The organism is Actinoplanes auranticolor (assembly GCF_018332655.1).
In the GTDB taxonomy this organism is placed as follows: Bacteria; Actinomycetota; Actinomycetes; order Mycobacteriales; family Micromonosporaceae; genus Actinoplanes; species Actinoplanes auranticolor.
In genome coordinates, this window is the sequence record NZ_BOQL01000017.1 from 109,297 (window position 1) to 134,030 (window position 24,734).

Here is a 24,734-nt window from a genome sequence, read left to right on the forward strand (position 1 = left end):
TCCGGTCAGGCGACGCGGGCGAAGCGGCGGAACGTCAGGATCGCCGCCACGACGGACAGCAGGAACAGCAGGCCCGCCGCTCCCCAGCCGCGTGATGAGGTCGGGGACTCAGCGTCGCCCGCACGGGCCGCCGTGCCGTGGACGCCGGGGACACGTGCGCCCACCACGGCGTTGTTCGGCGCCGACTGGGCCTGGCCCGAGGCCGGGGCGTTGCCGAAGCCGGCGATGCCCGGTGAGGCCGTGGTGTCCAGCGGGTTGCGCACCACCGCCGGCACCTCGGCGGTCAGCGCGCCCGTCGGGTCGACCAGGCCGTAGCCGTACTGGCCGTCGCGGCCGGCCGGGCCGCGGTCCTCGGCCGTCTTGATGATGCGGTTGACGACCTCGGCCGCCGACATCGAGGGCCAGCGCGAGCGGACCAGCGCCGCGGTGCCGGAGACCATCGGCGCCGCGAAGCTCGTGCCCTGCACCCGCCAGTAGCCACCCGGGCGCGCGCCGACCAGCTGGGTCGCCGGGGCGGTCACCACCGTCTCCTTGCCCGTGATCGAGCCCGACCACAGCACGTCACCGGCCTTCTCCATGCCCGCCACCGCGATGACGCCGGGCTCGCGGGCCGGATACCAGACGCCCGAGGTGGTCGAGGCGTTGGCGTTGCCCGTGCAGGCCACCACGACCACGTCCTTGGCGAAGGCGTAGTCCAGGGCTGCGGCCAGGGCCGGGCTGCTGCCGTTGCCGCCGAGGGACAGGTTGATGACGCGGGCGCCGTGGTCGACCGCCCAGCGCACGCCCTTGGCGACGATCAGCGCGTCGTCGTAGCGGTTCTCCCGGTCCAGGACGCGGACCGGGAGGATCTTGGCTTTGGGGGCGATGCCGACCACGCCGGCCTCGTCGTCGCCGCGGCCGGCGATGAGCGCGGAGACCGTGGTGCCGTGCCCGACCAGGTCGGTGTCGCCGTCGCCGCCGGCTTCCACCAGGTCGAGGCCCGGCAGCACCTGGCCCTGCAGGTCCTTGTGCCCGGCGTCGACGCCGGAGTCGATCACGGCCACCGTGACGCCCGCGCCGGCCGCGTACGTCCAGGCGCCCCGCACGTTCAAGGTCTTGAGGTGCCACTGCTCGGCGCGCACCGAGTCGCCCAGCCAGGGCTCCGGCTCGGTGAGCGGGCCACTCAGCGGGCCCGCGACCGTGGCGGTGGGCTCGACCTCGGCCTTGGCCGCAGCGGGCACGCCGCTGAGGCCGGCGCACAGGCCCGCGACGGTGGTGACGGCGGCGAGCCGGACGGGCAGATACCGGGCGTTCACCAACGGGCACCGTCGCAGGACCGACGGCATACGGCATCGTCGCGCCTCGATGGGCGGGACGCACGCGGTGCTTCGCTCACAGCGCTCACTGGCGGCATGACCATTCTGATGATGGACGGTCGATGCTGGGAGATTACTCCGAATCCGCGCGTTGTTGCTGGGGTCTGTCGATGCGGATCGCACCACGAGTGTGACCGCGCAGGTCGCAGGCTCAGTACGGCGGCAGATGCGACAACTGGATCAACCGCACTCCCTCACGCCGAGTCATCAGGCGACCACGCCCTGGTGGCATCAGGGTCGGCCGGATCGGCCCGATGAGCGCTCCCTCGTCGCTGGGCCCGGACATCACCAGGCCCGGCGACGACAGCTCGCGCAGCCGCTGGATCACCGGGTCGTACATCGCCCGGCCGGCCCCGCCCGCCCGCCGCGTGACGATCAGGTGCAGGCCGACGTCGCGGGCCTGCGGGAGGTACTCCACGATCGGCTGCAGCGGGTTGGTCGGGCCGGAGGCGATCAGGTCGTAGTCGTCGACCAGCACGAACAGCTCCGGACCGGTCCACCAGGACCGCTCGCGCAGCTGCTGGGCGGTGACGTCCGGGCCGGGCAGCCGGCGTTCCATGTAACCGGCCACCGACTCCATCAGCTCGAGCGTCTTCGCGGCCTGGATGCCGTAGCCGATCCGGTGGTCGGACTCGGGCAGGTCCATCAGGCTGCGCCGGTAGTCGACCAGGATCAGCCGGGCCTCCTCGGGCTGGAACCGGCGCATCACGGTGGTGGCGAGCGCCCGCAGGAACGACGACTTTCCGCACTCGGCGTCGCCGAAGAGCAGGAAGTGCGGGTCACCGGCGAAGTCGATCTCGACCGGCTGCAGGTCCGACTCGGCGATGCCGATCGGCAGGCGCAGCCCGGTGGACCGGGACAGGTCGATGTCCGCGTACGGCAGTGACGGCGGCAGCAGCCGCACCCGCGGTGCCACCGGCCCGGTCCAGTTGGTCGCGATCATCTTGACCAGCTCGGCCGTCTCGCCCGCCCCGCTCAGCTCCGGCCGCACGGTCAGCAGGTGCAGGCTCTTGTTCTTGTCCGTGGGGTGCTCGATCAGGCCCCGGCCGGCCTTCTCCGGCACGTTGACCGCCGCGCGCCGGTTCACCATCGAGTCGGTCGGGTCACCGAGGCGCAGCTCGACCCGGGAGCCGAACAGGTCGCGGATCGCCGGCCGGAAGTCCATCCAGCGCGGGGCGCTCGCGACCACGTGGATGCCGTACGACAGGCCGCGGGTGGCGATGTCGGTGATCACGCCCTCGAGCTCGTCGTAGTCCTTGCGCAGGGTGGTCCAGCCGTCGACGACCAGGAACACGTCGCCGAACGGGTCGGGGTCGGCGCCGTTGTTCAGCCCGGCGTGGGCCGCGCGGCGCCGCCGGTACGACGACATGGAGTCGATGCCCAGCTCGCCGAAGCGGGCCTCCCGGGTGGCGAGCAGGGTGGAGACCTCGCCGACCGTACGCCGCACGCCGACCGAGTCGAGCCGCCCGTAGACACCGCCGACGTGCGGGAGGTCCTTGAGCGTGCCCAGCGAGCCACCGCCGAAGTCCAGGCAGTAGACCTGCACCTCGGCCGGGGTGTGGGTGAGCGCCAGCCCGCAGATGAGCGAACGCAGCGCGGTCGACTTGCCGGACTGGGCGCCACCGACGACGGCCACGTGTCCGGCGCTGCCGCTCAGCTGCAGCCACATGACGTCGCGCAGCTGCTCGCGCGGCTTGTCGATCAGCGCGACGGGCACCTGCAGGGCGCCGTGCAGCTCGGGGTTGGCGAAGGCGAGGCCGCGGACCGGGTCCACGGTCACCGGGCCGAGCAGCTCGTCCAGCGCGGCCGACTGGTTCAGCGGCGGCAGCCACACCTGGTGGGCCGGCGGGCCCTGGCCGTTGAGCCGGGCCACCATGACGTCGAGCAGGCTCTCGCCGGCCGGGGTCTCCTCGGGCACCGGCTTGGCCGGCTCGACCGGCTTGGGGGCGGGCACGTAGTGCGTCGAGTAGGACAGCACCTGCGGCGCCGAGCCGTCGCGGGCCGCGCCGGGACCGCCGCTGCCGGCCTTGCGGAACGCTCCGGAGACGTACGCGGCCTTGAACCGCACCAGCGGCTCGGTGCCGAACTTCAGGTAGCCGTGGCCGGGCGAGCGCGGCAGCTCGTACGCGTCGGGCACGCCGAGCACGGCCCGCGACTCCAGCGCGGAGAAGGTCCGCAGACCGATCCGGTACGACAGGTGGGTGTCCAGCCCGCGCAGCCGGCCCTCCTCGAGCCGCTGGCTGGCCAGCAGCAGGTGCACGCCGAGCGAGCGGCCGAGCCGTCCGATCTGGACGAAGAGGTCGATGAAGTCCGGCTTGGCCGAGAGCAGCTCGGAGAACTCGTCACAGATGACCAGCAGCGACGGCAGCGGCGACAGCGCCGCACCGCCGGCCCGCGCCTTCTCGTAGTCGCGCAGGCTGGCGTAGTTGCCGGCCTTGCGCAGCAGCTCCTGGCGGCGCAGCAGCTCGCCGTCGATGGCGTCCACCATGCGGTCGACCAGCGGCAGCTCGTCGGCGAGGTTCGTGATCACGGCGGCGGTGTGCGGCAGCCGGTCCAGCGATGAGAAGGTCGCGCCGCCCTTGAAGTCGACGAGCACGAAGTTCAGCGTCTCGGAGGAGTGGGTGGCGGCCAGCGCCAGCACCAGCGTGCGCAGCAGCTCCGACTTGCCCGAGCCGGTGGCCCCGATGAGCAGGCCGTGCGGGCCCATGCCGTCCTGCGCGGACTCCTTGAGGTCCAGCTCGATGGCGCCGCCGTCGGCACCGAGGCCGATCGGCACCCGCAGCTTGTCCCGGTTCGGCCGGGGCAGCCAGGCCTGGGCGACGCTGAACGAGTCCGGGTCGCCCAGGTTGAGCAGCTCGGCCAGGCCCATCTCGGTGGCCATCGGGCTGTCGGTGGAACGCGACATGGCGGCGAGGCGCAACGGCGCCAGCCGGCGGGCGACGGCCTCGGCCTCCTCCTCGCTGAGCCGGTCCGGCGTGCCGACGTCGGCGGCGTGGTCCATCGCGTACGTGTGCAGCTCGTGCTTGCCGTTGCCCGGCTTGACCTCCAGCACCAGCAGCGAGCGGTCCAGCAGCCGGGGTGGCACGTCGTCGAGGTCCAGCACCGTGACGCCGTCGATGCCGTCGTCGAGCTGGGTCGCGCCCTTGAGGTCGGCGCCGTCGAGCACGATCACCACGTGCGGACCGTTGCCGCTGCTGCCGGCCGGGTTGAACCGCGGCCGGTTGCCGATCACGTCCTCGAGCAGCTTCTCCAGGTCGGGCCCGGCGCTGGCCACGAGCCGGACCTGGCCGAGCCGGTCGGTGCGCGACGGGTGCAGGTTGTGCGGCAGCCACTTGACCCATTCCCACATCGCGCGGCGCTCGGGGCCGGCGCAGACGGCGATGATCAGATCGTCCGGCGCGTGGAAGACCGCCAGCTGGGCCAGCACGGCGCGGGTCAGGGCGCGCGCGTCGGCCTCGCCGGTGGGACCGTGGCCGCGCATGAAGACCCTTGCGAAGCCGCGCAGGGACACCGCGACCGGCAGGTCCGGGACCACCGAGTACGCGTCCAGGAACCGGCGCAGCGCACCGGCGGTCATCGGCTCGAGGTCCTCCAGCGGCCGGGTGACCGGGGGGATCAGCGGCGTGGCCAGGGTCTGCGGGCCGACGGCGAGCCGCACGACACCGAAGTCCGGGTCGGCCGAGCGGCGTTCCCAGACCCGGTGGCTCTCGGCGGTCGACCAGAGCTGCTGCGGGTCGGGGTGGCGATAGAACAGGCCGAGGCGCTGCTTGCTCGCGGTGTCCCGGACCCGCCGGCGCAGACCGGACAGATGCCGCAGATACTCCCGGCGGGCGGCCATCATCTCGGCCTTCTTGGGCCCGCCGCTGCCGCCGAAGGAGGTGGCCAGCATGGCCAGCGACGAGATACCGAACAGGCCGCCGACCACATAGGAGAAGGCGCCGCCGCCACCGCGGCCCATCATCATGGCCATCGCCACCGAGCCGCCGAGCATCGGCAGCACCATCAGCGCCTGGGTCCACCGCCCGCCGACCGCCTGCGGGATCTCGGGGGGCGGATCGACGGCGAGCTCGCCGGTCGGGATCTCCGGCGCCGGCCGCCGGGCAGCCCGCTTGATCACCACCGTGCTCATACCGAGAGAGTCCCTTTCATTCGCAACCGCCCGCCTTGCGCACATCATCCACTTTGGCGAGTGGTGGCTGTGCCCCGTCCGCATGACCAGCGACCGGTCACCGCGCAGGGCTCATGGTAGGTAAAGTCCCCTCAGTTCCGCAGCCTCGTCACCATCGATGGGAAATACGGCATGAGTGTCGGCTTGGCCCGAGTCACGATCAGCGCGCCGCAGCGCCGGGTCGACGTGGCGCTGCCCGAGCACGTACCGCTGGCCGAGCTGCTGCCCGAGGTCCTCCGGCACGCCGGCGAGGGGCTGGCCGACGACGGCGAGAAGCACGGCGGCTGGCTGCTGCGCCGCACCGACGGCGTCGCCCTGGCCACCGCCCAGGGCCTGTTCCCGCAGGGTGTCCGGGACGGTGAGGTGCTGCACCTGGTGCCGGCCCGGGACAACTGGCCCGAGCTGGAGTACGACGACGTCGTCGAGGCCATCGCCGAGGGCGCCCGGCGCCGCGGCACCATCTGGTCGCCGGCCTCGACCCGCACGGCCACCCTGGCCGGGTGCGCGGTGCTGCTGGCGGTCGCCCTGCTCACGGTGGTCACGGCCGGTCCGGCCTGGGGCGGCGCGGCCTTCTTCGGGCTCGGCGTGGGCCTGCTGCTCGCGCTCGCCGGCATCACGGCCTCCCGGGCGTACGGGGACGCGCGGGCCGGGGCGGTCCTCGGTGGCTGCGCGCTGCCGTACGCGTTCGTCGGCGGAGCCGTGCTGATCGCCTCCGGTGACCCGGTCGGGGTCTTCGCGCTGCTGCCCTGGCTCGGCGGCCCCGAGCTGCTGACCGGCTCGGTGGCGCTGCTGCTGGTCGCCGCCCTGGGCGCGGCCGGCGTGGCCGCGTCCCTGCGGGTCTTCACCGCCGGCATCATGATCGGCCTGTTCGGGGCGCTGACCGCCCTCGCCGCCCTGCTCACCTCGGCCGCCGGCGCCGCGGCGATCCTGCTGTCCGCCCTGATCTGCGGGATCGGCGCGCTGCCGCTGCTGGCGATCCGGCTGGGCAAGATGCCCACCCCGCCGGTGACCCTGCCCACCGGCAGCGAGGCGGAGCAGACCTTCACCGGCGCCCCGGCCGGCGGTTCGGCCCTGGCCGCGGCGCGGGAGCGGCCGGACCGGGCCCGGGTCTTCGCCGCGGTCAGCCGCACCGAGGAGCTGCTCACCGGGCTGCTGCTCGGGCACGCGCTGCTCTGTGCGGGTGCCTTCGTGGTGCTGGCGTCCGCCGGCGGTCTGTCCGCGCAGATCCTGACCGGTCTCGCGGTGGCGGCGTTGCTGCTGCGCTGCCGGCTCTTCGTGACCCTGCGCCAGCGGCTGCCGCTGATCTCCGCCGGGCTGTTCGGCCTCTTCGTCCTGGGGGTGGACCTGCTGTGGGGTGCGGGCGAGGCGATGCTGCTCGGCCTGGGCGTCACCGTCCTGCTGGTGGCGCTGGCCGTGGTCGCCGCCGGAGCGACCTGGACCCGCCGGCCGCCGTCGCCGTATCTCGGGCGGGCCGCCGACCTGCTGGACACGCTGGCCGTGGTGGCGGTCATCCCGGTCGCCTGCGCGGTCCTCGGCCTCTACGGCATGGCCAGCAACCTCAGCATCTGACCCGGACACGAAGAACGCGGCGGCCGAGCTACCCGGCCGCCGCGTCCCGCTGTCGGATCAGTGACCCTCGTCGTGGTGCTCCGCGGCCTCCGCGCGCTTGAACGACGCCCGGATCTCCTCCTCGGCCTCGACGCGGCCGGTCCAGGTCGCGCCCTCGACCGACTTGCCGGGCTCGAGGTCCTTGTAGACCGTGAAGAAGTGCTGGATCTCCATCCGGTCGAACTCGCCCAGGTGGTGGATGTCGCGCAGGTGCTCCTGGCGCGGGTCCTCGTAGGGCACGCAGAGGACCTTGTCGTCGCGGCCCTTCTCGTCGGTCATCCGGTACATGCCGATCGCCCGGGCCCGCACGAGGCAGCCGGGGAACGTCGGCTCCTGGATGAGCACCAGGGCGTCCAGCGGGTCGCCGTCCTGCCCCAGAGTGCCCTCGATGAACCCGTAGTCAGCCGGATACTGCGTCGCGGTGAAGAGCGTCCGGTCCAGTCGGATCCGGCCGGTCTTGTGGTCGACCTCGTACTTGTTCCGCTGGCCCTTGGGGATCTCAACCAAGACGTCGAAATCCATCGTTCGCTCCCTTGTTAGCCCCGCATCGGACCCGGCAGGGCGTGGCGACGGAGCGGGAGCAGGAATCGGCCCCGAGGATCCGCGCGCACCGGTGTGCCGGATGTTTGTAGTCTCCCCTAAGTCTGACGCCACGTACGGAGGAGGGGCTCGTGGGGAGGCAAGATTCACAGAACACTCCTGAGTACGACGGCGTGTCGGGACCGGAGAACGGTCATCTGCCGGTAGGGCGCGCCAGTGTGCCGCCGGCCGGATCGCCGGTGACACCGCCCGCGCCACGTCCCGCGGGCACCACGTACGGTCGCGCCTCGGTCCCGCTCAACAGCGCTCAATCCCAGCCCCAGGCTGCTCAGGGGCCCTCTGCGCCCCAGCCTGTCCCGGGGTCCGCACCCGCGGTCCAGCCCCCGGCGGCCCCGACGGGTCAGCCCGGCGGTCCGGCACCGGGCCCGGCGGGTCCCCCAGCCGGGGGACCGGCAGCGGCGGAGCCGGGTACGGGCAAGTCGCGGCGTACCGTCGTCTTGTCGCTTCTTGCAGCCCTCGTGCTGGTCGTGGTGGCCGCGGCCGGAGTGCTGGTGGTCCGGCCCGGTCCGGTGGACGGCTGGCTGGCGGGCGACCCCACGTCGAGCCCCTCGGCGGCCGCCACCCCGGACCCGATGCCGACGCCCGTGCTGGCCGCGGCCGACACCTCGGGCACGGCGCCCACCGCGGCCGGGGTGAGCGCCGCGATCACCCCGCTGCTCAAGGCCGGCCCGCTCGGCCCGCGGGTCAACGTCTCGGTCGCCGACGCCGCGACCGGGGAGTCCCTGTTCGAGCAGAACGCGGACACCATGACCACCCCCGCCTCCACCACCAAGCTGCTCACCGCGGCCACCGTGCTCGCGGCCCGGGGCCCGGCCCACCGGCTGGCCACCCGCGCGGTGGCCGGCGCCGAGCCCGGCGAGGTCGTGCTGATCGGCGGCGGCGATGCCACCCTCTCGGCCGGCGCCAAGGGCCAGTTCCCCGGCGCGGCCCGGCTGGACAAGCTGGCCGGCCAGGTCGAGAAGGCGCTCGGTGGGCAGGCCCCGACCAAGGTCACCGTCGACATCTCGCTGTACGAGGGCCCGCTCACCGCGCTCGGCTGGGACGGTGACGTCATCGGCGGCGGTCAGGTGGCCAAGATCCAGTCGCTGATGACCAACGCCGGCCGGATCGAGCCGGTGCACAACGAGTTCGGCGGCGACCCGCGTTTCTCGGACCCGGCGCTGGCCGCGGGCCGGGCCTTCGCCGAACACCTCGGCGTCGCGACGGGCACGGTGAAGAAGGGCAAGGCGCCCGCCGCCGTGGAGTCGGGCGCCCCCTCGGCCGCGCCCTCCGCGGCGGCCGGCGCGGCTCCGGCCCCCGGCGCGGAGCTGGGCAAGGTCGAGTCGCCGCCGCTGGTGCACGTGGTCGACTGGATGCTGGAGCAGAGCGACAACGTGCTCGCCGAGGCGCTGGCCCGCGAGGTCGCGCTGGCGGCCGGCCAGGCGGCCTCCTTCGAAGGGGCGGCCCAGGCGATGATCGCCAAGCTGGGCGAGCTGGGTCTGCCGGCCGGCGAGGCCGAGCTGTCCGACGCCAGCGGCCTGTCCCGGCGCAACCGGATCAGCCCGAACCTGCTGACCGAGGTGCTCAAGCTCGCCGCGAGCGGCAAGCACGCAGAGCTCAGCGGCATGTTCGGCGGGCTGCCGGTGGCCGGCTGGTCCGGCACGCTGCGCACCCGCTTCGTGACCCCGGCGCCCAACCGGATCGGCCAGGGCCTGGTCCGGGCCAAGACCGGCACGCTGACCGGGGTCAACACGATCTCCGGCCAGCTGGTCACCGCCGACGGCCGGCTGCTGGTCTTCGCGATCATGGCGGACCGCACCGGCGAGTCGGTCGCCGCCCGCCAGGCGCTGGACCGGATCGCGGCCAAGCTGGTCACCTGCGGGTGCACCTAGGCCGGCCCTAGGGGATTTCTCAGGGCCGGCGGCTGGTCGGGCGCGGGTACGGTGGTCAGCATGGCGCAGTTCGTTGACTGGGATCTGGCCGCCGCCACCGCGGGCGCGCTGTCGAAATCCGGACCCGCGGTGTCCTACGAGGAAGCCACCCAGGTGGTGGCGCAGCTGCGCGATCTGACCGAGGAGGCCGCGGGACACGTCGCGGCGTACACCGGGCTGACCGCCCAGGTCGAGGCTCCACCGGTGCGGGTCGTCGACCGCAAGGACTGGGCGGCGGTCAACATCGCCGGCCTCAAGCACGTGATCATTCCGCTGGTCACCAGGCTCTCCGGGGACAAGCAGCCCGGAGCGGTGGCCGACGCGATCGGCTCCCGGGTCACCGGCGTGCAGGCCGGCACCGTGCTGGCCTACCTGTCCGGCCGGGTCCTCGGTCAGTACGAGGTCTTCTCCGCCGAGCCGGGCCAGCTGCTGCTCAACGCCCCGAACATCGTCGAGGTCGAGCGCAAGATCGGCGCCGACCCCCGCGACTTCCGGCTCTGGGTCTGCCTGCACGAGGTGACCCACCGCACCCAGTTCACGGCCGTGCCGTGGATGCGCGGCTACTTCCTCGGCGAGGTCCAGGCGTTCGTCGACGCCTCGCAGAACGGCGAGCACATCCTCGAGCGGATGCGCCGCGGGGTGGCCACGCTGTCGGACGCCCTGCGCGACCCGGACAGCCGGTCCTCGGTCATCGATCTGGTGCAGACCCCCGCGCAGAAGGCGGTCCTGGACCGGCTGACCGCGCTGATGACCCTGCTGGAGGGGCACGCCGAGTTCGTCATGGACGGGGTCGGCCCCGAGGTCATCCCGTCGGTCGAGTCCATCCGGGCCAAGTTCAACCAGCGCCGCGAGAGCGGCAACCCGCTGGAGAAGGCGATCCGCCGGCTGCTCGGCATCGAGGTCAAGATGCGGCAGTACGCGGAGGGCCACAAGTTCGTGCACGGCGTGGTCGAGCGGGTCGGCATGGCCGGCTTCAACAAGATCTTCGACTCGCCGCTGACCCTGCCCCGGCTGGACGAGCTGGGCGACCCGGACGCGTGGGTGGCCCGGGTGCACGGGCCGGTCGGACTGGCTTCCTAGCGGTCCCGGCCGTGGCCAGGATCGCGCCTTCGGTCGCGGCTGTCCGCAACGCGGTCCGCCGGGCGCTGCGCTCCGGCGTGGGGCTCGACGCGGCCGCTGCTGATGGCGCGGGACCGAGCGTGGCCGTAGCCGGCGGTGCGGGACCGAGCGTGGTCTCGGAAACGGCGGCCGGGACGGTCTCCGGGTCGGGCCTGACGTCGCTGCCCGAGCCCGGGTCGGGCGTGGCGTCGCTGGCTGAGTCCGGGCCGGGCGTGGCGTCGCAGCCGGCGCCCGGGCAGCTTGTTCTTGTCGCGTGTTCCGGTGGGGCCGACTCGCTGGCCCTCGCTGCCGCGACAGCTTTCGTCGCGCCCCGCCTCGGCCTGCGGGCCGGGCTGGTGACCGTCGATCACGGATTGCAGGAGGGCTCCCCGGCCCGGGCCGCTGCCGTCGCCGACTGGGCGCGGTCCGCCGGGCTGGGTCCCGTGGAGATCGCCACGGTCGACGTGACCGGCCGCCCCGGAGGACCCGAGGCCGCCGCCCGGGACGCCCGCTACCAGGCACTTTCCGCCGTCGCGGCACGAACCGGCGCGGTGGCGGTGCTGCTCGGGCACACCCGGGACGACCAGGCCGAGACCGTGCTGCTCGCGCTGGCCCGGGGCGCGGGGCCGCGCGGGCTGTCCGGGATGCCGTACCGGAAAGGGGTCCTGCTCCGGCCGCTGCTGGACGTCACCCGGGCCGAGACCCGCAAGGCCTGCGCCGCGCTGGGCCTCGCGGCCTGGGAGGACCCGCACAACACCGACCCGGCGTACACCCGCTCCCGGGTCCGGGCCGACGCCCTGCCCGCGCTGATCGCGGCGCTGGGGCCCGGGGTGGTCGCCAACCTGGCGCGGACCGCCTCGCTGCTCGCCGCGGACGCCGGCTATCTCGACGGGGTCGCCGCCGAGGCGCTCGGCGCGTGCCGGTCGGGCACCGGCCTCTCGGTGGGCGCGCTGGCCGCCCTGCCCGCGGCCATCCGCAGCCGGGTGCTGCACGCCTGGGCCCGCGAACTCGGTGCTCCCGGGGCCGCCCTCTCGCACCGGCACGTCCTCGCCCTGGACGCGCTGGTGACCGGCTGGCACGGCCAGGGGCCCGCGTCGCTGCCGGGCGGGATCGTCGTGGGTCGCCGAGCGGGTGACCTGGTGCCCGCCGGCTTGTGACAGTTGTCACTGACTGTGCTGCCGGGCCAGACGCCGTGGCCTGATTCGCCCCATAACCTGCGCTTGGACGGGCACGGACCGCTGCCCCCGGCCACGACCGGCCACGTTCATGCGGCACGCTAGGCGCATGGCAGACGGCTCCTGGTACGACGCCGACATCGACCGCGTGATCATCTCCGAGGAGCAGATCCGCGAGAAGACCGAAGAGCTGGCCAAGCAGGTCGCCGCGGACTACGCGGACGCAGAGGGCGGCATCCTGCTGGTCTGCGTGCTCAAGGGCGCGGTCATGTTCATGGCGGATTTCGCGCGTGCGCTGGGCCGGCAGGGCCCCTCCTCCGAGATGGAGTTCATGGCCGTCTCGTCCTACGGCTCCGGGACCGCGTCGTCGGGGGTGGTGCGCATCCTCAAGGACCTGGACCGCGACATCACCGGCCGGCACGTGGTCATCGTCGAGGACATCGTCGACTCCGGTCTGACCCTGTCCTGGCTGATGAAGTACCTGCAGTCCCGGCAGCCGGCGAGCGTCGAGGTGGTGGCGTTGTTCCGCAAGCCGGACGCGATCAAGGTGCCGGTGCCAACCAGGTACGTGGGTTTCGACATCCCCAGCGAGTTCGTGGTCGGCTACGGACTGGACTTCGCGGAGCGTTACCGCGAGGTCCCGTACGTCGGAGTGCTCAAGCCCGAGGTGTACGCCCGTAGCTGAACGTCTCCCAGCCGACTCTCAGGAATCGGCGGCATGGTCCGCAACCGGACTGTATTGTCCGATTCTGTGCCTGTTTAACCGGGGCTCCGGCATGAACAGGCGGTGACCGCAGGGGTCCCGGAGGCCGGGCTGGACCAGTCGCGGGAGGCAGCCACGGTGTACGGTCGAGTGACCGATGGCGCAGTGTCACAAGCGCCGGAGGGGTCGGATCGGTAGCGGTCGCACCGGTGGAGTTTGCCGGAGCGGCTTCAGGTTATCGATGCGGCGATGTCTCCACCGCGGGAAAGCCTTCACCGGCACCCGCCGGCGGAGGCAAGTCAACCCAGGTGACCAGGACGCCGATCAGGAGGGTCCGGGCGCGTCAGGCGCCCGACAACAGTATGGAACGTACGCGTTTCTTCCGCCGCCCGGTGGTCTGGATCATTCTGGTGATCATCGGTGCGATTGCGCTGAGCTCATTCTTCACCAGTGGTCCGAGCTACCAGCGAGTTGATACTTCCGTCGTCCTCGAGCGACTCAACCAGCCCGGCATCAAGAAGGTCATCCAGGAGGACAAGGAGCAGACGCTCCAGCTCGAACTGGCGACACCGGAGCGGTTCGACGGCAAGTCCACGGACAAGATCGAGACCCAGTATCCGTACGAGATCTCGGACGAGATCTGGGCCGACGTCCAGGAGGCCAAGGCCGCCGGCCGGATCACCGGCACTGTCGACGCCAAGGTCTCCGGCGACAGCATTCTGCTGAGCCTGCTGATCAACCTGCTGCCGATCGCCATCCTCGTCATCCTGCTGCTGCTGTTCATGTCGCAGATGCAGGGCGGCGGCTCCCGGGTGCTCAACTTCGGCAAGTCCAAGGCCAAGATGCTGACCAAGGACATGCCCAAGACGACCTTCGCCGACGTGGCGGGGGCCGACGAGGCCGTCGAGGAGCTCCACGAGATCAAGGACTTCCTGCAGAACCCGGCGAAGTACCAGGCGCTGGGGGCCAAGATCCCCAAGGGCGTGCTGCTCTTCGGCCAGCCCGGCACGGGTAAGACCCTGCTGGCGCGGGCCGTCGCGGGGGAGGCCGGGGTGCCGTTCTACTCGATCTCCGGGTCCGACTTCGTCGAGATGTTCGTCGGTGTCGGCGCGAGCCGGGTCCGCGACCTCTTCGAGCAGGCCAAGACGAACGCCCCGGCGATCGTCTTCGTCGACGAGATCGACGCGGTCGGCCGGCACCGTGGCGCCGGCATGGGTGGCGGTCACGACGAGCGCGAGCAGACGCTCAACCAGCTGCTCGTCGAGATGGACGGCTTCGACACCAAGGGTGGTGTCATCCTCATCGCCGCCACCAACCGGCCGGACATCCTCGACCCGGCGCTGCTGCGCCCGGGCCGGTTCGACCGGCAGATCCCGGTGGACAACCCGGACATGGAGGGTCGCAAGGCCATCCTGCGGGTGCACGCCAAGGGCAAGCCGTTCACGCCCGACGTCGACCTCGACTCGGTGGCCCGCCGCACGCCCGGCTTCTCGGGTGCCGACCTGGCCAATGTGATCAACGAGGCCGCGCTGCTCACCGCCCGTAACGAGAAGCGCGCGATCTCGAACCACTTCCTCGAGGAAGCGATCGACCGGGTCATCGCCGGCCCGGAGCGGCGCTCCCGCGCGATGAGCGACAACGAGAAGAAGATCACCGCCTACCACGAGGGCGGGCACGCGCTGGTGGCGTACGCGCTGCCGCACTCCGCGCCCGTGCACAAGGTGACGATCCTTCCCCGTGGCCGCTCGCTGGGGCACACCCTGGTCCTGCCGACCGAGGACAAGTACACCCAGACCCGGGCCGAGATGATCGACACGCTGGCGTACGCGCTGGGTGGCCGGGCGGCGGAGGAGCTCGTCTTCCACGAGCCCACCACCGGGGCCGGCAACGACATCGAGAAGGCCTCCGGCCTGGCCCGCGCCATGGTGACCCAGTACGGCATGAGCTCCAAGCTCGGCGCCGTCAAGTACGGCACCAGCGGCGACGAGCCGTTCATGGGCCGCAACATGGGTCACGAGAAGGACTACTCGGACGCGGTCGCCGCCGACATCGACTCCGAGGTCCGGGCCCTGATCGAGCTGGCCCACGACGAGGCCTGGGAGATCCTGGTCGAGTACCGCGACGTCCTGGACACGATGGTCCTCGAGCTCATCGAGAAGGAGACCATCACCCAGGAGGACATGAACCGCATCTGCGCCCGGGTGCAGAAGCGGCCGCCGATGGCCCCGTTCAACGGCTTCGGCAAGCGGCTCCCGTCCGAGGCGCCGCCGGTCCTCACTCCGGCTGAGCGGGACAAGCTCAAGGCCCAGGCGGAAGCCGACGGCCAGGTCGCCGTGGGTGGCGTCAACCCGAACGCGGGCAGCACGCCGAACGGCTCGGTGGAAGGCAACCACTGATCACCGACGGCAGCTCGACGGAGCCCAACGACTCCGACGAGCCTGACTACCTCGCCGCGCGTCTGGTCGACGGCAAGCTCACCGGTACCCCGGTCGAGCAGGCCGTCGACCTGGCCCGCATCGAGAAGGCGGTCCGGGAGATCCTCATCGCCATCGGTGAGGACCCGGACCGCGACGGTCTCCAGCGCACCCCGGCCCGGGTGGCCCGGGCCTACGCGGAGCTCTTCGCCGGTCTGCGGGTGGACCCGGCCAAGGTCCTCACCACGACCTTCGAGGCCAACCACGAGGAGCTCGTGCTCGTCCGCGACATCGAGCTGATGAGCCTGTGCGAGCACCACCTGCTGCCGTTCAAGGGCGTCGCGCACATCGGCTACATCCCCGGTGTCGACGGCCGGATCACCGGCCTGTCCAAGCTGGCCCGGCTCGTCGAGGTCTTCGCCCGCCGCCCCCAGGTGCAGGAACGGCTCACCTCGCAGATCGCCGACCTGCTGATGGAGAAACTCGCGCCCCGGGGCGTCATCGTGGTGCTCGAGTGCGAGCACATGTGCATGGAGATGCGCGGCATCCGCAAGGTCGGCGCCCGCACAGTCACCTCGGCCGTCCGCGGCGCGTGCCAGAGCGACGGCAAGGTCCGCGCCGAGGCGATGGCGCTGATAAACGCGCGCTGACCGCGGGCCGATTCGCGATACTGGCGCGATGCTCGAGAAGTTCAACCCCGCCGGTGTCCACGAGCCGCCCGGCTACAGCCACGTCACCATCACCTCGGCCGGCCGCCTGGCCCACCTGGCGGGCCAGTGCCCCCTCGACGTCACGGGCCGGATCGTCGGCCCGGGCGACTACGAAGCGCAGACCGACCAGGTCATCGCCAACTGCCTGGCCGTGCTGGCCGCGGCCGGCGCGAAGCCGGCGGACGTGGCCCGCTCGGTGATCTACGTGGTGAGCCCGGAATCGGCCGTGCTGGCCGGCGTATGGGACAGGCTGATGGCCTCAGAGCTGGCACCCGCCTTCACCACGGCGAGCACGCTGCTGGGCGTGGCGGCGCTCGGCTTCGGCGGCCAGCTCGTCGAGATCGATCTCACCGCGGCCCTGCCCGACTAGGCCGCGCCGGCGGCACTGGCCGCGCCGCGGGCACTGGCCGCGCCGGCGGCACCGGTCGCGCCGGCCGCGCCCGTGGGCGCGACGAGGCCGGGACGGCGCACGGCCGCCGCGACTGCCTCGCTAGACGATCATGCGGTAGGCGTCGGCGCTGTCCATCGCCGACCGGGCCAGGGTCTGGGCCTCGTCCAGGCGGGTCCGGGCCTGCTCCAGCTGGGCGATCGCGGTGGCGACCGACGGATGGAACGAGCCGATGGCCGTCATCCGCAGCAGCGCCAGCGCGTCGTCGAGCTGGTCCGTGACCTGCTGAATGCTCGCCACCGCCCGCTGCGTGCCGTCCACGGACGCCGCCACGTTGGCCTTGACCTCTTCGACGCTGGCCATGTCAGCCCCTTCTCACCGGATGAACGCGAGCAGACCGACACCCATGCAGGTCAGCAGCACGGGCGTCAGGCAGGCGATCGCGCCGACGATCGGCGTGCGGTCCACCTTCGCCGGGCCGCCGCCGTAGACGAAGCCGATCGTCAGCCAGCCCAGCCCGAACGCCAACAACGGCATGCTCAGCCCGCACAGCAGCGCGTACGTGGGCAGGGAGCCGGACGGTGCGATCAGGTAGAGCACGATCTGGACGATCAGCACGGCGGCGGCGAACGGGCCGTACACCAGCAGGTTGCGCGCCCACGGCCGCCACGGCGCCGCCGGTCCGGAACCGTTGAGCATGGCCGCGTCGGCCGCGTCCGCGGTGCCGCGAGCCTGCCGCAGCGCCACCAGGATCGCCTCCGGGCCGGCCGCGACGCTCTGTGCCGCCAGGGCACGTTCGCCGGGCTGGGCGGTCAGCGAGGCCACCGGGACGCCCAGGTCCTGCACCAGCCGCGCACGCTGCGGCGCCAGTCTCGCTCGGACCGACGCCAGCTCCTGCTGCGCGGCCTGCAGGGTGGCGGCCTGCTCGCCGGCGGTCGAGGCGGCGGCCCGCCGGACGGCGTCGAGTCGCTGCGCGGCCGCCACATAGGCAGCCCAGGGCCCGGGCTCACCGTGCGGATCCGGAACGGCGTCGAAGCCGTCGGTGCGCTCGGTCATGCCTGGTCACTCTCGGGCTCGACGAAGGGCACGATCGTCACCGTACGGTCCGCGTGCCGGTCGTGCAGCAGGGCGCGGTTCTCCCGCGGCTGCCAGTCCAGCGACTTGCCGACCATCATGCAGACGTCCTGCTGCGGCACGTTGAGGAAGATCAGGCCGGCCACGTCCTCCCGGCCCGCGCTGCCGCCCGTCTCCTCGCTGAACCGGCGCAACCCGCGCCACCACGACAGCAGGTGCACGCCCCGCCCCGGCCCCTCCCGCAGCACCCGGCGCAGCGACGGCAGCGTTCCCGGGCTGACCGCGTCCATGCCGAACACCACCCGGTAGCCGGGCCGCTCGAGATCCAGCTCCGCGGCCAGGCCGGCCGCGTCGACCACGACCACCTCCTGGCGGTGGCCGATCTCGACGGCGAGGGCCTTGGCGATCTCGTCGCCCTCGGCGACCAGCGAGGAGATGACAAACCTGGTGGTACGGGGTGAGTGGAACGCCGCGACACTGCGGGCCGCCGCCTCCAGCACCTCGGCACCGTCCGGCCGCGAGCCGAAGACCGCCAGGTGCCGCCCCGGCGACGAGTCCAGCGGGAACGCCGCGGTCGACAGGCCGACGTCGATGACCCGGCCGAGCAGCGCCGCGGGGCGTCCACCGCGGCCGGCCAGCGCGGCCCGGTAGGTGGGGTCGTCAGCCAGGTGCTGGCGGGCGTAACCGGCGAAGATGCGCGGCGGGGTGGCCTCCGGGTCGCGGGCACCCCACAGCTTGTGCCGCAGGTCGCTGAGCACGGCCCGGTCGGCGTGCGGATCCGGGAAGCGCACGATGCGTTCGTGGCCCCGGGTGGCGCCCCGGGGGCCGCCGAGCCCGCCGGCCGTGTTGACCACTGCTGTGCCCAGGGGCAGGCCGGCCGCGGAGTCGTTGGTGGGCTCCAGGACGTCGCCGCCGCCCGGGAGTGCGATCCGCACCGGGAACTGGCCGAAGATCGAGTCGCGTTTGGCGTACAGGGCCTCGACGCCGAGCACGGTCTGGCTGGCCAGGATGAGGTGGATGCCGTACGAGCGGCCCTTGCGGGCGAGCGACTCCAGCAGCTGGACCGCCTCGGCGGCCATCGGGTCGTTGCCGGCCAGCAGCACCTGGAACTCGTCGATGACGCAGAGGATGCGGGGCATGGGACGGCCCCGGCCCTCCTCGGCGGCGACCGCGCGCAGGTCCGCGAACCGGGTCACCCCGGCCCGCTTGTACGCCACCGAGCGGCGGGTCATCTCCGCGTCCAGCTCGCGCAGCACGGCCAGGCCGTACTCCCGGTCGGACTCGACGCCGACGGCCCGGGCGTGCGGCAGCCAGGTGCGGTCCCGCTGGGTGGGCACGAACTCGGCGAACGACACGCCCTCTTTGAAATCGAGCAGGTAGAGGCCCAGCTCGTCGGGGCTGTAACGGGTGCCGAGGCCGTACAGGACGTTGATCAGGAAGGCCGTCTTGCCGGCGCCGGACCGGCCGCCGACCATCCAGTGTGGAGTCAGATCGTTGAAACGCAACACCAGCGGCGTGTCGCCGTCGTGACCGACCGTGGTGCCGATCCCGTCGGCGGCGTCGCCGGTCCAGATCTCGTCACCCGGATCCGGCAGCAGGTCGGCCAGCGTCACCTGCGAAGCGGCGGCCGAGTGCGCGGCCAGCTCCCGGCACACCGCGTCGACCAGGTGCGGCGGCGGGTCGTCGTCGAGGAAGACCGGGGCGTTGAGCCACAGGGCCTCCGGGATGGACCCGAACGTCACGCCGGGCGGGTCGCCGACCACCGCGTACGGATTGCGGAGCGACACCTGGGTGGTGCGGGGCAGCGGCGCCTGGGTCGTCTCGGCGGTCAGCGGCGGCGGGGGCCAGCCGGCCACGATCAGGTGCAGGCCGGACTCCGGCCCCTGCTGCGCCAGCGCGGCGATCCGGACCAGGTCGGCGCCCTCGGTCAGCTCGGGCAGGCTGGCGATGACCAGGAGCATCATCCGGTCCCGCCGGCCCCGGCGGACCGCGCCACCCCGCACCGGACGCAGCCACTTCTCGGCCTCGGTGAGCACGTCCCGCAGCTGCGCGCGGTCGGTGGCGGTCGGGGACAGCAGACCCGCGTCGGCGAGTGCCGCAAAAGGGGAGAAGACGGTGCCTCCGCCCGTACCGTCAACGGCGCGGACCAGCAGCGACCCGGCAGGCGCAGCAGCCAGCAGGCGCAGCAGCAGGCAGCGCAACAGCCCGGCGACCCGCGGGTCGCGGGCGTCCGCGTCGACGGTGAGATGCCCGGTGCCGAGCAGCGGGATCACGGCCGGGAAGCGCGCGTCGTCGAGCGGCTGCGCCATCCCGAGCCGCACGAACTGCGGAGGATAGGAGCCACCCAGTGGAGTGGTCGCCGACTGCGCGTCCAGCGGCGCACCGAGCCAGCCGGGAGCCAGCTCACTCGCGGCGGCCCGCAACTCCTCGGCGAGATGATGCTGCTCGAGCGGGTCGGCAGCGGAAGGCGCCTGCGACTCCAGGGCCGCGGCAGCCGCCTCGGCGGTGGCCTCCGCCTGGCGGTGCATGGCAGCGGCCTGATCGATGCGCCGCGTCGACTCCACCGCCTCACCTCCGTCTGTGCGCTCAAACCGTACCTTGCACCGGCCGGGGGATGCCGTTGCGCAGCCGATGCGCAATTCTCCCAGTACGGGCAGAGCGACCCACCCGGCGGGCTGCCAACCGCACGTCCACAGCGGAACGCACTAACCTGATAGGGGTGCAGCCCCCGAACCCGACCCCGCCACCGGTGGTGCCACCGCCGGGTCCGGCACCCGCCGCGGGAAAGCCACGAAACCGGCGCCTCCGGCTGATCCTGGCGATGGCGGCGGGAATCATGGCACTGCTCTGCCTGGGCGGAATCGGCGTGTTCATCTCGTTCTACGACGAGGCCACCAAAATCGAACGGGCAGCCCCCGACGCAGTGGTCGACCAGTTCCTGAGGGCTTATCTGGTCAACCGTGATGATCAGGAGGCTGAGCTTTTCACCTGCAAGAACGGCTTGGACCTCGCGGCCATCTCCACACTGCGCACGGATCTGGTCGCGCGGGAGAAGGAGTTTGATGTCAACGTCAGCGTCAGTTGGAGCACACTGACGGTTTCCGGCTCCGAGGAGGGCCGTCGGACGGTCACCACTGACCTCCTCATCACCGGGTCCTCAGGCGGGACTGCGCGGAGCCGGAGCTCGGAGCCGTGGTCCTTCTCGCTGATCGATGATGACGGCTGGCGGGTTTGCAGCTCTGCCAAGCTGCCGTAGCGAGCTACTCGACCCAGAGCAGGTGCACCGGCACCTCGAGCGTCCGGGGCGCCCTGCCGCTCCACCCCCAGCGGTACCAGTCCAGTTCGGTCGTCACGCGCGCGCAGATGTCACCCTCGTCGCTGGTGTGCAACTCGGTGACCGCCCGCAGATCTCGCCGTTCACCACCGTCCTCCAGCAGCTGGACGACCCGCCGTCCGGTGAGAGCGGCTGCGTCCAGCGCGGCGACCGGATTCCGGCGCGGAGGCTCGTCGAGCGACACGAGGCGTGACACGACGTCGCCGGGTGCCGCGTTGAGGGCCGCCATCCCGAGCTCCTCGACCCACACCCGCTCGACCGGAACCAGCGGCGCGAAGACCTCTGTCTGCTCCGCCTCGGCGCGATACCACTCGGCCTCCGGCATCACCGGCACATAGGTCCTGCTGCCCTGCACGACCTTCTCATCGGCCCGCAGGTCACCACGCCAGCCGTGACCGGGCAGCCCGATGAGCACCCGACGGCCCCGCAGTTGGCCGGCCATGATCGCCGCCGTCGGCACGACCGGTCGTGGCGGGTCCGGAGTCCACTCCGAGCCGGTGAACGGGTCGGGCATCGCACCACCGGTCACTGCGACGCACCCAGGGGTGAGCCACGCTGGGCCATGAACTGCACCGGATCCACCGCACTGGCACTGGACCGGTCGTTGTTGAGGTGCACCTCGAAGTGCAGGTGCGGGCCCGAGGAGTTACCGCTGTTGCCGCTGGTCGCCACGACCTGACCGGCGACGACCTTCTCGCCCACCTGCACACTCGGCCGGCGGACCAGATGGCAGTAGCGGGTCATGATCTTGCCGGGATGCCGGATCTCCAGCATCCAGCCGCAGCCCCCCTTGCCGGGGTAGCCAGCCACATCACAGTCCTTCCTCCCGCTGAACGTCTCGTCGCACTTGATCCGGGACACGACCCCGCTGGCGACCGACCGCACCGGGTTGCCGGTGCCGATGATCAGGTCCACGCCCTGGTGGCGCGGCCGGCTCGCGGTGCGGAAGCCAGAACCCACAACCATCTTCTGACTTCGCTTCAAGCCTTTGCCGCTGGCCGCGAGCGGGCTGGTCCAGCCGGAAGCGGACACCTCGCCGATCTCGGGGCAGGTCATGGCGAGCGAGTTTCCGACCGCGTTCGCCGCGCCGTCGGCGAGCATGTTCACGATCTGAGTGGCGAGGGGCTCGTGCTTGGCATACGCACCGGGATAGGCGCTGATCTGCACCCGCTGGGCGGCCCGGGTCAGCGCCAGGTTGTCCCAGTTCTTGACCTTCCGCAGTTTGCCGTAGAACTTGGTCGCTGCGTAGACCGGGTCCGTAACCTGAGCCGGCGAGCCCCAGCCGCTGCTCGGCCGCTGCTGGAACAGGCCAAGTGAGTCATGGTCGTTCCGCTTGCCGAGGTGACCGAGGTTGCGCAGATTGGACTCCTGCATCGCCGTCGCCACCGCGATCACCCAGGCCCGCGGAGGCAGCTTCAGTTGCTTGCCGACGCTGATGATGATCGCCGCGTTCTTGACCTGCTCGGCGTTGTACGGCCCGATATCGGGCAGTTCGTCCTCCGGATCGATCGGACCGCCCGCGCCGCAGTTCGCACTGAGGAGACTGAGGTTCTCCTCCGCCGGGTCGTCGAACTCGCCCATCAGCAGCGCGCTGACGGCACCCCCACAGCAGAGCAGCGCGAGCGTGGCAGTCAGGGCGACGAGCAAAGCCACCCCACGCGGCCGCGGCAGGTTCACGAGCCCTCCCAATCGACGTCGTCCACCAGCCAGCGCCCGTCCGGGGCGACCAACTGCAGCGTCAGCTTTCCGGAGTTGACCGTCACGACCGCGTTGACGAGGCCGTCGCCGATCGGTACCAGGGTGGGCCGGCCGACGACCTTGTCGGCGGGCACGTCGGCCGGGTCGACCCCGTTCAGTTCGGCGGCGAGATCCTGAGTCGTGTTGGGCACGAGCCCGTCGTGCCAGGTCTCCGCGGAGACGTTCTTGTGGTCCACCCAGGCCGCAGCGAACGCGTACGCGACCGCTTCGGGCTCGGCGCTGCCCGGGCTGGTGGTGGGCGACGGCGGCGCGTCATCGTCGACGATGACGCCGTCATCGTCGTGGCTCGGGTCGATCGACGCCGTCGGGCCGGGCGGGACCCGGTCAGTGATTGGGGCAGCGGTATTGCCGTCGGAGAAGATCCGGCCGACCCCGACGATTGCCAGTACCAGCACGGCTATCACCAGGGCGACGCCCCACCGGGACCGGAAGAGTCCGGTGAGGCTTCGTTCCAGCAATCTCGGCATCGGCGGTCACTTCGCCTCGGTGCGTACCCGCGGGGACGCCGGTTCTTCCCGGGTCGTGCTCCCGGTCTCCGGCCGGTAGATGGCGAAGGAGGCGGGCCGCTCAGCCACATCCGGCTCGGTCCAGGTGGCCGACCGGCGCTGCCGCATCGCGGACGCGGTCACCGGGACCGGAGCACGGTCGCCCGGCTCAGTACTCTCGCGGATCGTCTCGTTGCCGTCCGGCCGCACCGTCGGAGCCGCGCTGCCGCGGTCCGGCACCAGCGTCTGGGCGCCACGCCCGGCCGAACCGTGCGAGGGATCTTCCAACCGGGCCTCGGGCCGCAGGTTGCTCTGGTCGACGTAGACGGTGCGGCCCTTACCGATGAGGGGTTCGTTCGTGCCGCCCGGTTCGGCCACGTCGAGCTTGGCGGCCTCCCGCATGTCCCGGAAGAACCGGCGATGCCACGAGCCGGCGGAGGTGATGGCGGCGGTGCCGTCCTTGCCGCCGAGCTGGGTGATCCGCCGGTACGGCCGCAGCAGCAGCCAGCCGACCACGCCGACCAGCCAGACCAGAACGACCTGCAACCAGCCTGCCAGGCTGGCGGTATTCATGATCAGGTCCACGGCGAAGAGGTAGATAGCGGCGCCGGTGCCGAAGATGGCGATGTTGAAGATGGCCGCGACGACGGCGTTGCCGAGGCGGCGGATGCCCGAGCTGGCCGGCCGCAGCAGGCCCACCGTGCCCAGAATCGGTGCGGCGATGACCGCCCAGCGGAAGATCAGGAAGCCGAGCAGGACCAGCAGCGACGCGGTCAGGTCGAACATGGCGAACATGAAGGCCGCCAGCACAGCGATGAACCCGGCACCGATCCGGTCCATGCCGTTGGCGCCCTGGAGGTACTCGTAGGCCTCCGGATCCTCGGTCTTGATCGTCTCGGCGACCTTCTCCCACTGCTCATTCTTTGCGGAGATGGTTGGCTGCCGGGTGTCCGGGTTGTCGCGCATCTTCTGCACTTCATCCCAGGTGAAGGAACGTGCGTCGTAGAGCGCCCGGCCGTACTTCTGCGCCGTGAGGCTGTCCGCGGAGCCGAGAACGCCGCGGAGCCAGTTGCGGTAGAGCATCGTCTCCGTGACGGTGTCGCTGGCGCGAACCGCCGGCGGCCGATTGTCGTCACATGCGCCAGGCGTGGGGTTGTCGCACTTGTCGGCGGGAAGGTTCTGGGCCCGTGGCCCGACGGCGTCGTGCACCACACCTAGGGTGGTGATCAAGCTCTGGTCGGCGATGTTCGCCGACTTGACCGGCCATGCGGCGATGGCAGTCACGGCGACCATGATCAGGATTGCCCAGCCGGCTGTCGTCGTTGCCGCGCCCATGTCGGCCTGCTGCGACCGCCAGATCAGGTAGAGACCGACCACAGCGAGGGTGATGACGCCGAAGACGCTGAAGACCTTCTCGTAGACCGCCTTGGTGGCCTGATCGACGAGCGGGTCCGCCCAGCCCCACAGAGCCTGGGGGTCCCATGCCCGTTCCCGCAGAGCGTTGGAAGCGCCGACGACCGCGGTGGCAATCATGAACTCGCCGTTGGCCACCGTGGTCTCGAACTTGCTCGCCGGTTCCACCAGTGCGGAGGCGCAACCACCGGCCTGGTCATAGGTCGAGAACGTGTAACCGGCGTAGCCGTACTGGCTGTAGATGCCCTGAGGACCATTCAGCTTGGACGAGGCGGGCCGCTCAGCGAACCAGCCGGCCAAGCCGGAGTTCGGGGCGCTCGGCGTGGGCGCCTTGAGACAGGTCGCGCCCTCCTCGACCTCGACGGTGAGCCGGGCGACGCACCCTTTGAGGTCGTTGCTCCATTCCTCGACGCTGCAGGCGCCGCCTGGGGCCTGTAGTGGCCCGGCGCTGGCAGGGGATGGTGCGGCGACCGCCCAGCCGATACTCGCCACCACCGCCACGAGCATCGTCAGCACCAGCGCGCATCCCCGCCGAACCATC

At 71.9% G+C, this 24,734-nt stretch carries 19 protein-coding genes; 9 read left to right on the forward strand and 10 right to left on the reverse strand.

The window, feature by feature from the left end; genetic code table 11:
• Positions 1 to 5: 5 nt before the first annotated feature.
• Together mycP and eccCa are read right to left on the reverse strand one after the other, a co-directional pair.
• The gene (gene mycP / locus Aau02nite_RS08915) at positions 6 to 1,295 is read right to left on the reverse strand and encodes a type VII secretion-associated serine protease mycosin (RefSeq protein ID WP_246595008.1); all 1,290 of its coding nucleotides are present in this window, start codon (positions 1,293 to 1,295) and stop codon (positions 6 to 8) included.
• A 211-nt stretch (positions 1,296 to 1,506) separates the two neighbouring features.
• The gene (eccCa, locus tag Aau02nite_RS08920; protein ID WP_212987837.1) at positions 1,507 to 5,484 is read right to left on the reverse strand and encodes a type VII secretion protein EccCa; all 3,978 of its coding nucleotides are present in this window, start codon (positions 5,482 to 5,484) and stop codon (positions 1,507 to 1,509) included.
• A gap of 171 nt (positions 5,485 to 5,655) precedes the next feature.
• Between eccCa and eccD the strand changes: the two genes are divergently transcribed.
• Positions 5,656 to 7,092: a type VII secretion integral membrane protein EccD gene (eccD, locus tag Aau02nite_RS08925; RefSeq protein WP_212987838.1), complete on the forward strand. Its 1,437-nt coding sequence runs from the start codon at positions 5,656 to 5,658 to the stop codon at positions 7,090 to 7,092.
• Between the two features lie 57 nt (positions 7,093 to 7,149).
• On the opposite strand, the gene Aau02nite_RS08930 is transcribed toward eccD, so the two are convergent.
• Positions 7,150 to 7,653: an inorganic diphosphatase gene (locus tag Aau02nite_RS08930; protein WP_023562899.1), complete on the reverse strand. Its 504-nt coding sequence runs from the start codon at positions 7,651 to 7,653 to the stop codon at positions 7,150 to 7,152.
• Positions 7,654 to 8,168: 515 nt separating this feature from the next.
• On the opposite strand from Aau02nite_RS08930, the gene dacB reads away from it, so the two are divergent.
• The 7 genes from dacB to Aau02nite_RS08965 all read left to right on the forward strand — a co-directional run bounded on the left by dacB (position 8,169) and on the right by Aau02nite_RS08965 (position 16,111).
• The gene (gene dacB / locus Aau02nite_RS08935) at positions 8,169 to 9,602 is read left to right on the forward strand and encodes a D-alanyl-D-alanine carboxypeptidase/D-alanyl-D-alanine endopeptidase (protein ID WP_246595009.1); all 1,434 of its coding nucleotides are present in this window, start codon (positions 8,169 to 8,171) and stop codon (positions 9,600 to 9,602) included.
• A 60-nt stretch (positions 9,603 to 9,662) separates the two neighbouring features.
• Entirely contained in the window at positions 9,663 to 10,721 is a 1,059-nt protein-coding gene (locus Aau02nite_RS08940) for a zinc-dependent metalloprotease (RefSeq protein ID WP_212987840.1), read from the forward strand.
• A 221-nt stretch (positions 10,722 to 10,942) separates the two neighbouring features.
• Positions 10,943 to 11,896: a tRNA lysidine(34) synthetase TilS gene (gene tilS / locus Aau02nite_RS08945; protein WP_246595013.1), complete on the forward strand. Its 954-nt coding sequence runs from the start codon at positions 10,943 to 10,945 to the stop codon at positions 11,894 to 11,896.
• Between the two features lie 127 nt (positions 11,897 to 12,023).
• Positions 12,024 to 12,599: a hypoxanthine phosphoribosyltransferase gene (hpt, locus tag Aau02nite_RS08950; protein ID WP_212987841.1), complete on the forward strand. Its 576-nt coding sequence runs from the start codon at positions 12,024 to 12,026 to the stop codon at positions 12,597 to 12,599.
• 380 nt (positions 12,600 to 12,979) lie between these two features.
• Positions 12,980 to 15,013 (forward strand): ATP-dependent zinc metalloprotease FtsH, encoded by a 2,034-nt coding sequence (gene ftsH / locus Aau02nite_RS08955; protein ID WP_212987842.1) that lies wholly within the window; start codon positions 12,980 to 12,982, stop codon positions 15,011 to 15,013.
• On the forward strand, positions 15,010 to 15,681 hold the full coding sequence (folE, locus tag Aau02nite_RS08960; RefSeq protein WP_438841115.1) for a GTP cyclohydrolase I FolE: 672 nt from the start codon (positions 15,010 to 15,012) through the stop codon (positions 15,679 to 15,681). Before ftsH ends, folE begins: the two co-directional genes overlap by 4 nt.
• Before the next feature lie 28 nt (positions 15,682 to 15,709).
• Positions 15,710 to 16,111, forward strand: a complete 402-nt coding sequence (locus Aau02nite_RS08965; protein ID WP_212987843.1) for a RidA family protein — start codon at positions 15,710 to 15,712, stop codon at positions 16,109 to 16,111.
• A gap of 120 nt (positions 16,112 to 16,231) precedes the next feature.
• Here the strand turns inward: Aau02nite_RS08965 and Aau02nite_RS08970 are convergent, their stop codons facing one another.
• Genes Aau02nite_RS08970 through Aau02nite_RS08980 form a run of 3 tightly spaced genes read right to left on the reverse strand, consistent with a single transcriptional unit; the run spans position 16,232 to position 19,767 of the window.
• A complete protein-coding gene (locus Aau02nite_RS08970) occupies positions 16,232 to 16,492 on the reverse strand; it encodes a hypothetical protein (protein ID WP_212987844.1) in 261 nt (86 codons plus the stop codon).
• A gap of 12 nt (positions 16,493 to 16,504) precedes the next feature.
• Positions 16,505 to 17,185 carry a hypothetical protein gene (locus Aau02nite_RS08975; RefSeq protein WP_212987845.1) on the reverse strand — a complete coding sequence of 227 codons (681 nt, stop codon included), beginning with the start codon at positions 17,183 to 17,185 and terminating at the stop codon, positions 16,505 to 16,507.
• On the reverse strand, positions 17,182 to 19,767 hold the full coding sequence (locus Aau02nite_RS08980; RefSeq protein WP_212987846.1) for an FtsK/SpoIIIE domain-containing protein: 2,586 nt from the start codon (positions 19,765 to 19,767) through the stop codon (positions 17,182 to 17,184). The genes Aau02nite_RS08975 and Aau02nite_RS08980 overlap by 4 nt, the downstream gene beginning before the upstream one ends.
• A 155-nt stretch (positions 19,768 to 19,922) precedes the next feature.
• Here Aau02nite_RS08980 and Aau02nite_RS08985 point away from each other — a divergent pair, with 155 nt between their 5' ends.
• Positions 19,923 to 20,459, forward strand: a complete 537-nt coding sequence (locus tag Aau02nite_RS08985) for a hypothetical protein (RefSeq protein ID WP_246595010.1) — start codon at positions 19,923 to 19,925, stop codon at positions 20,457 to 20,459.
• Between the two features lie 4 nt (positions 20,460 to 20,463).
• On the opposite strand, the gene Aau02nite_RS08990 is transcribed toward Aau02nite_RS08985, so the two are convergent.
• Genes Aau02nite_RS08990 through Aau02nite_RS09005 form a run of 4 tightly spaced genes read right to left on the reverse strand, consistent with a single transcriptional unit; the run spans position 20,464 to position 24,733 of the window.
• Positions 20,464 to 21,051: a hypothetical protein gene (locus Aau02nite_RS08990; protein WP_212987847.1), complete on the reverse strand. Its 588-nt coding sequence runs from the start codon at positions 21,049 to 21,051 to the stop codon at positions 20,464 to 20,466.
• 11 nt (positions 21,052 to 21,062) lie between these two features.
• Positions 21,063 to 22,214: a M23 family metallopeptidase gene (locus Aau02nite_RS08995; RefSeq protein WP_212987848.1), complete on the reverse strand. Its 1,152-nt coding sequence runs from the start codon at positions 22,212 to 22,214 to the stop codon at positions 21,063 to 21,065.
• Entirely contained in the window at positions 22,211 to 22,762 is a 552-nt protein-coding gene (locus Aau02nite_RS09000; protein ID WP_212987849.1) for a hypothetical protein, read from the reverse strand. The genes Aau02nite_RS08995 and Aau02nite_RS09000 overlap by 4 nt, the downstream gene beginning before the upstream one ends.
• 6 nt (positions 22,763 to 22,768) lie before the next feature.
• On the reverse strand, positions 22,769 to 24,733 hold the full coding sequence (locus tag Aau02nite_RS09005) for an MFS transporter (RefSeq protein ID WP_212987850.1): 1,965 nt from the start codon (positions 24,731 to 24,733) through the stop codon (positions 22,769 to 22,771).
• Between the last annotated feature and the right edge of the window lies 1 nt (position 24,734).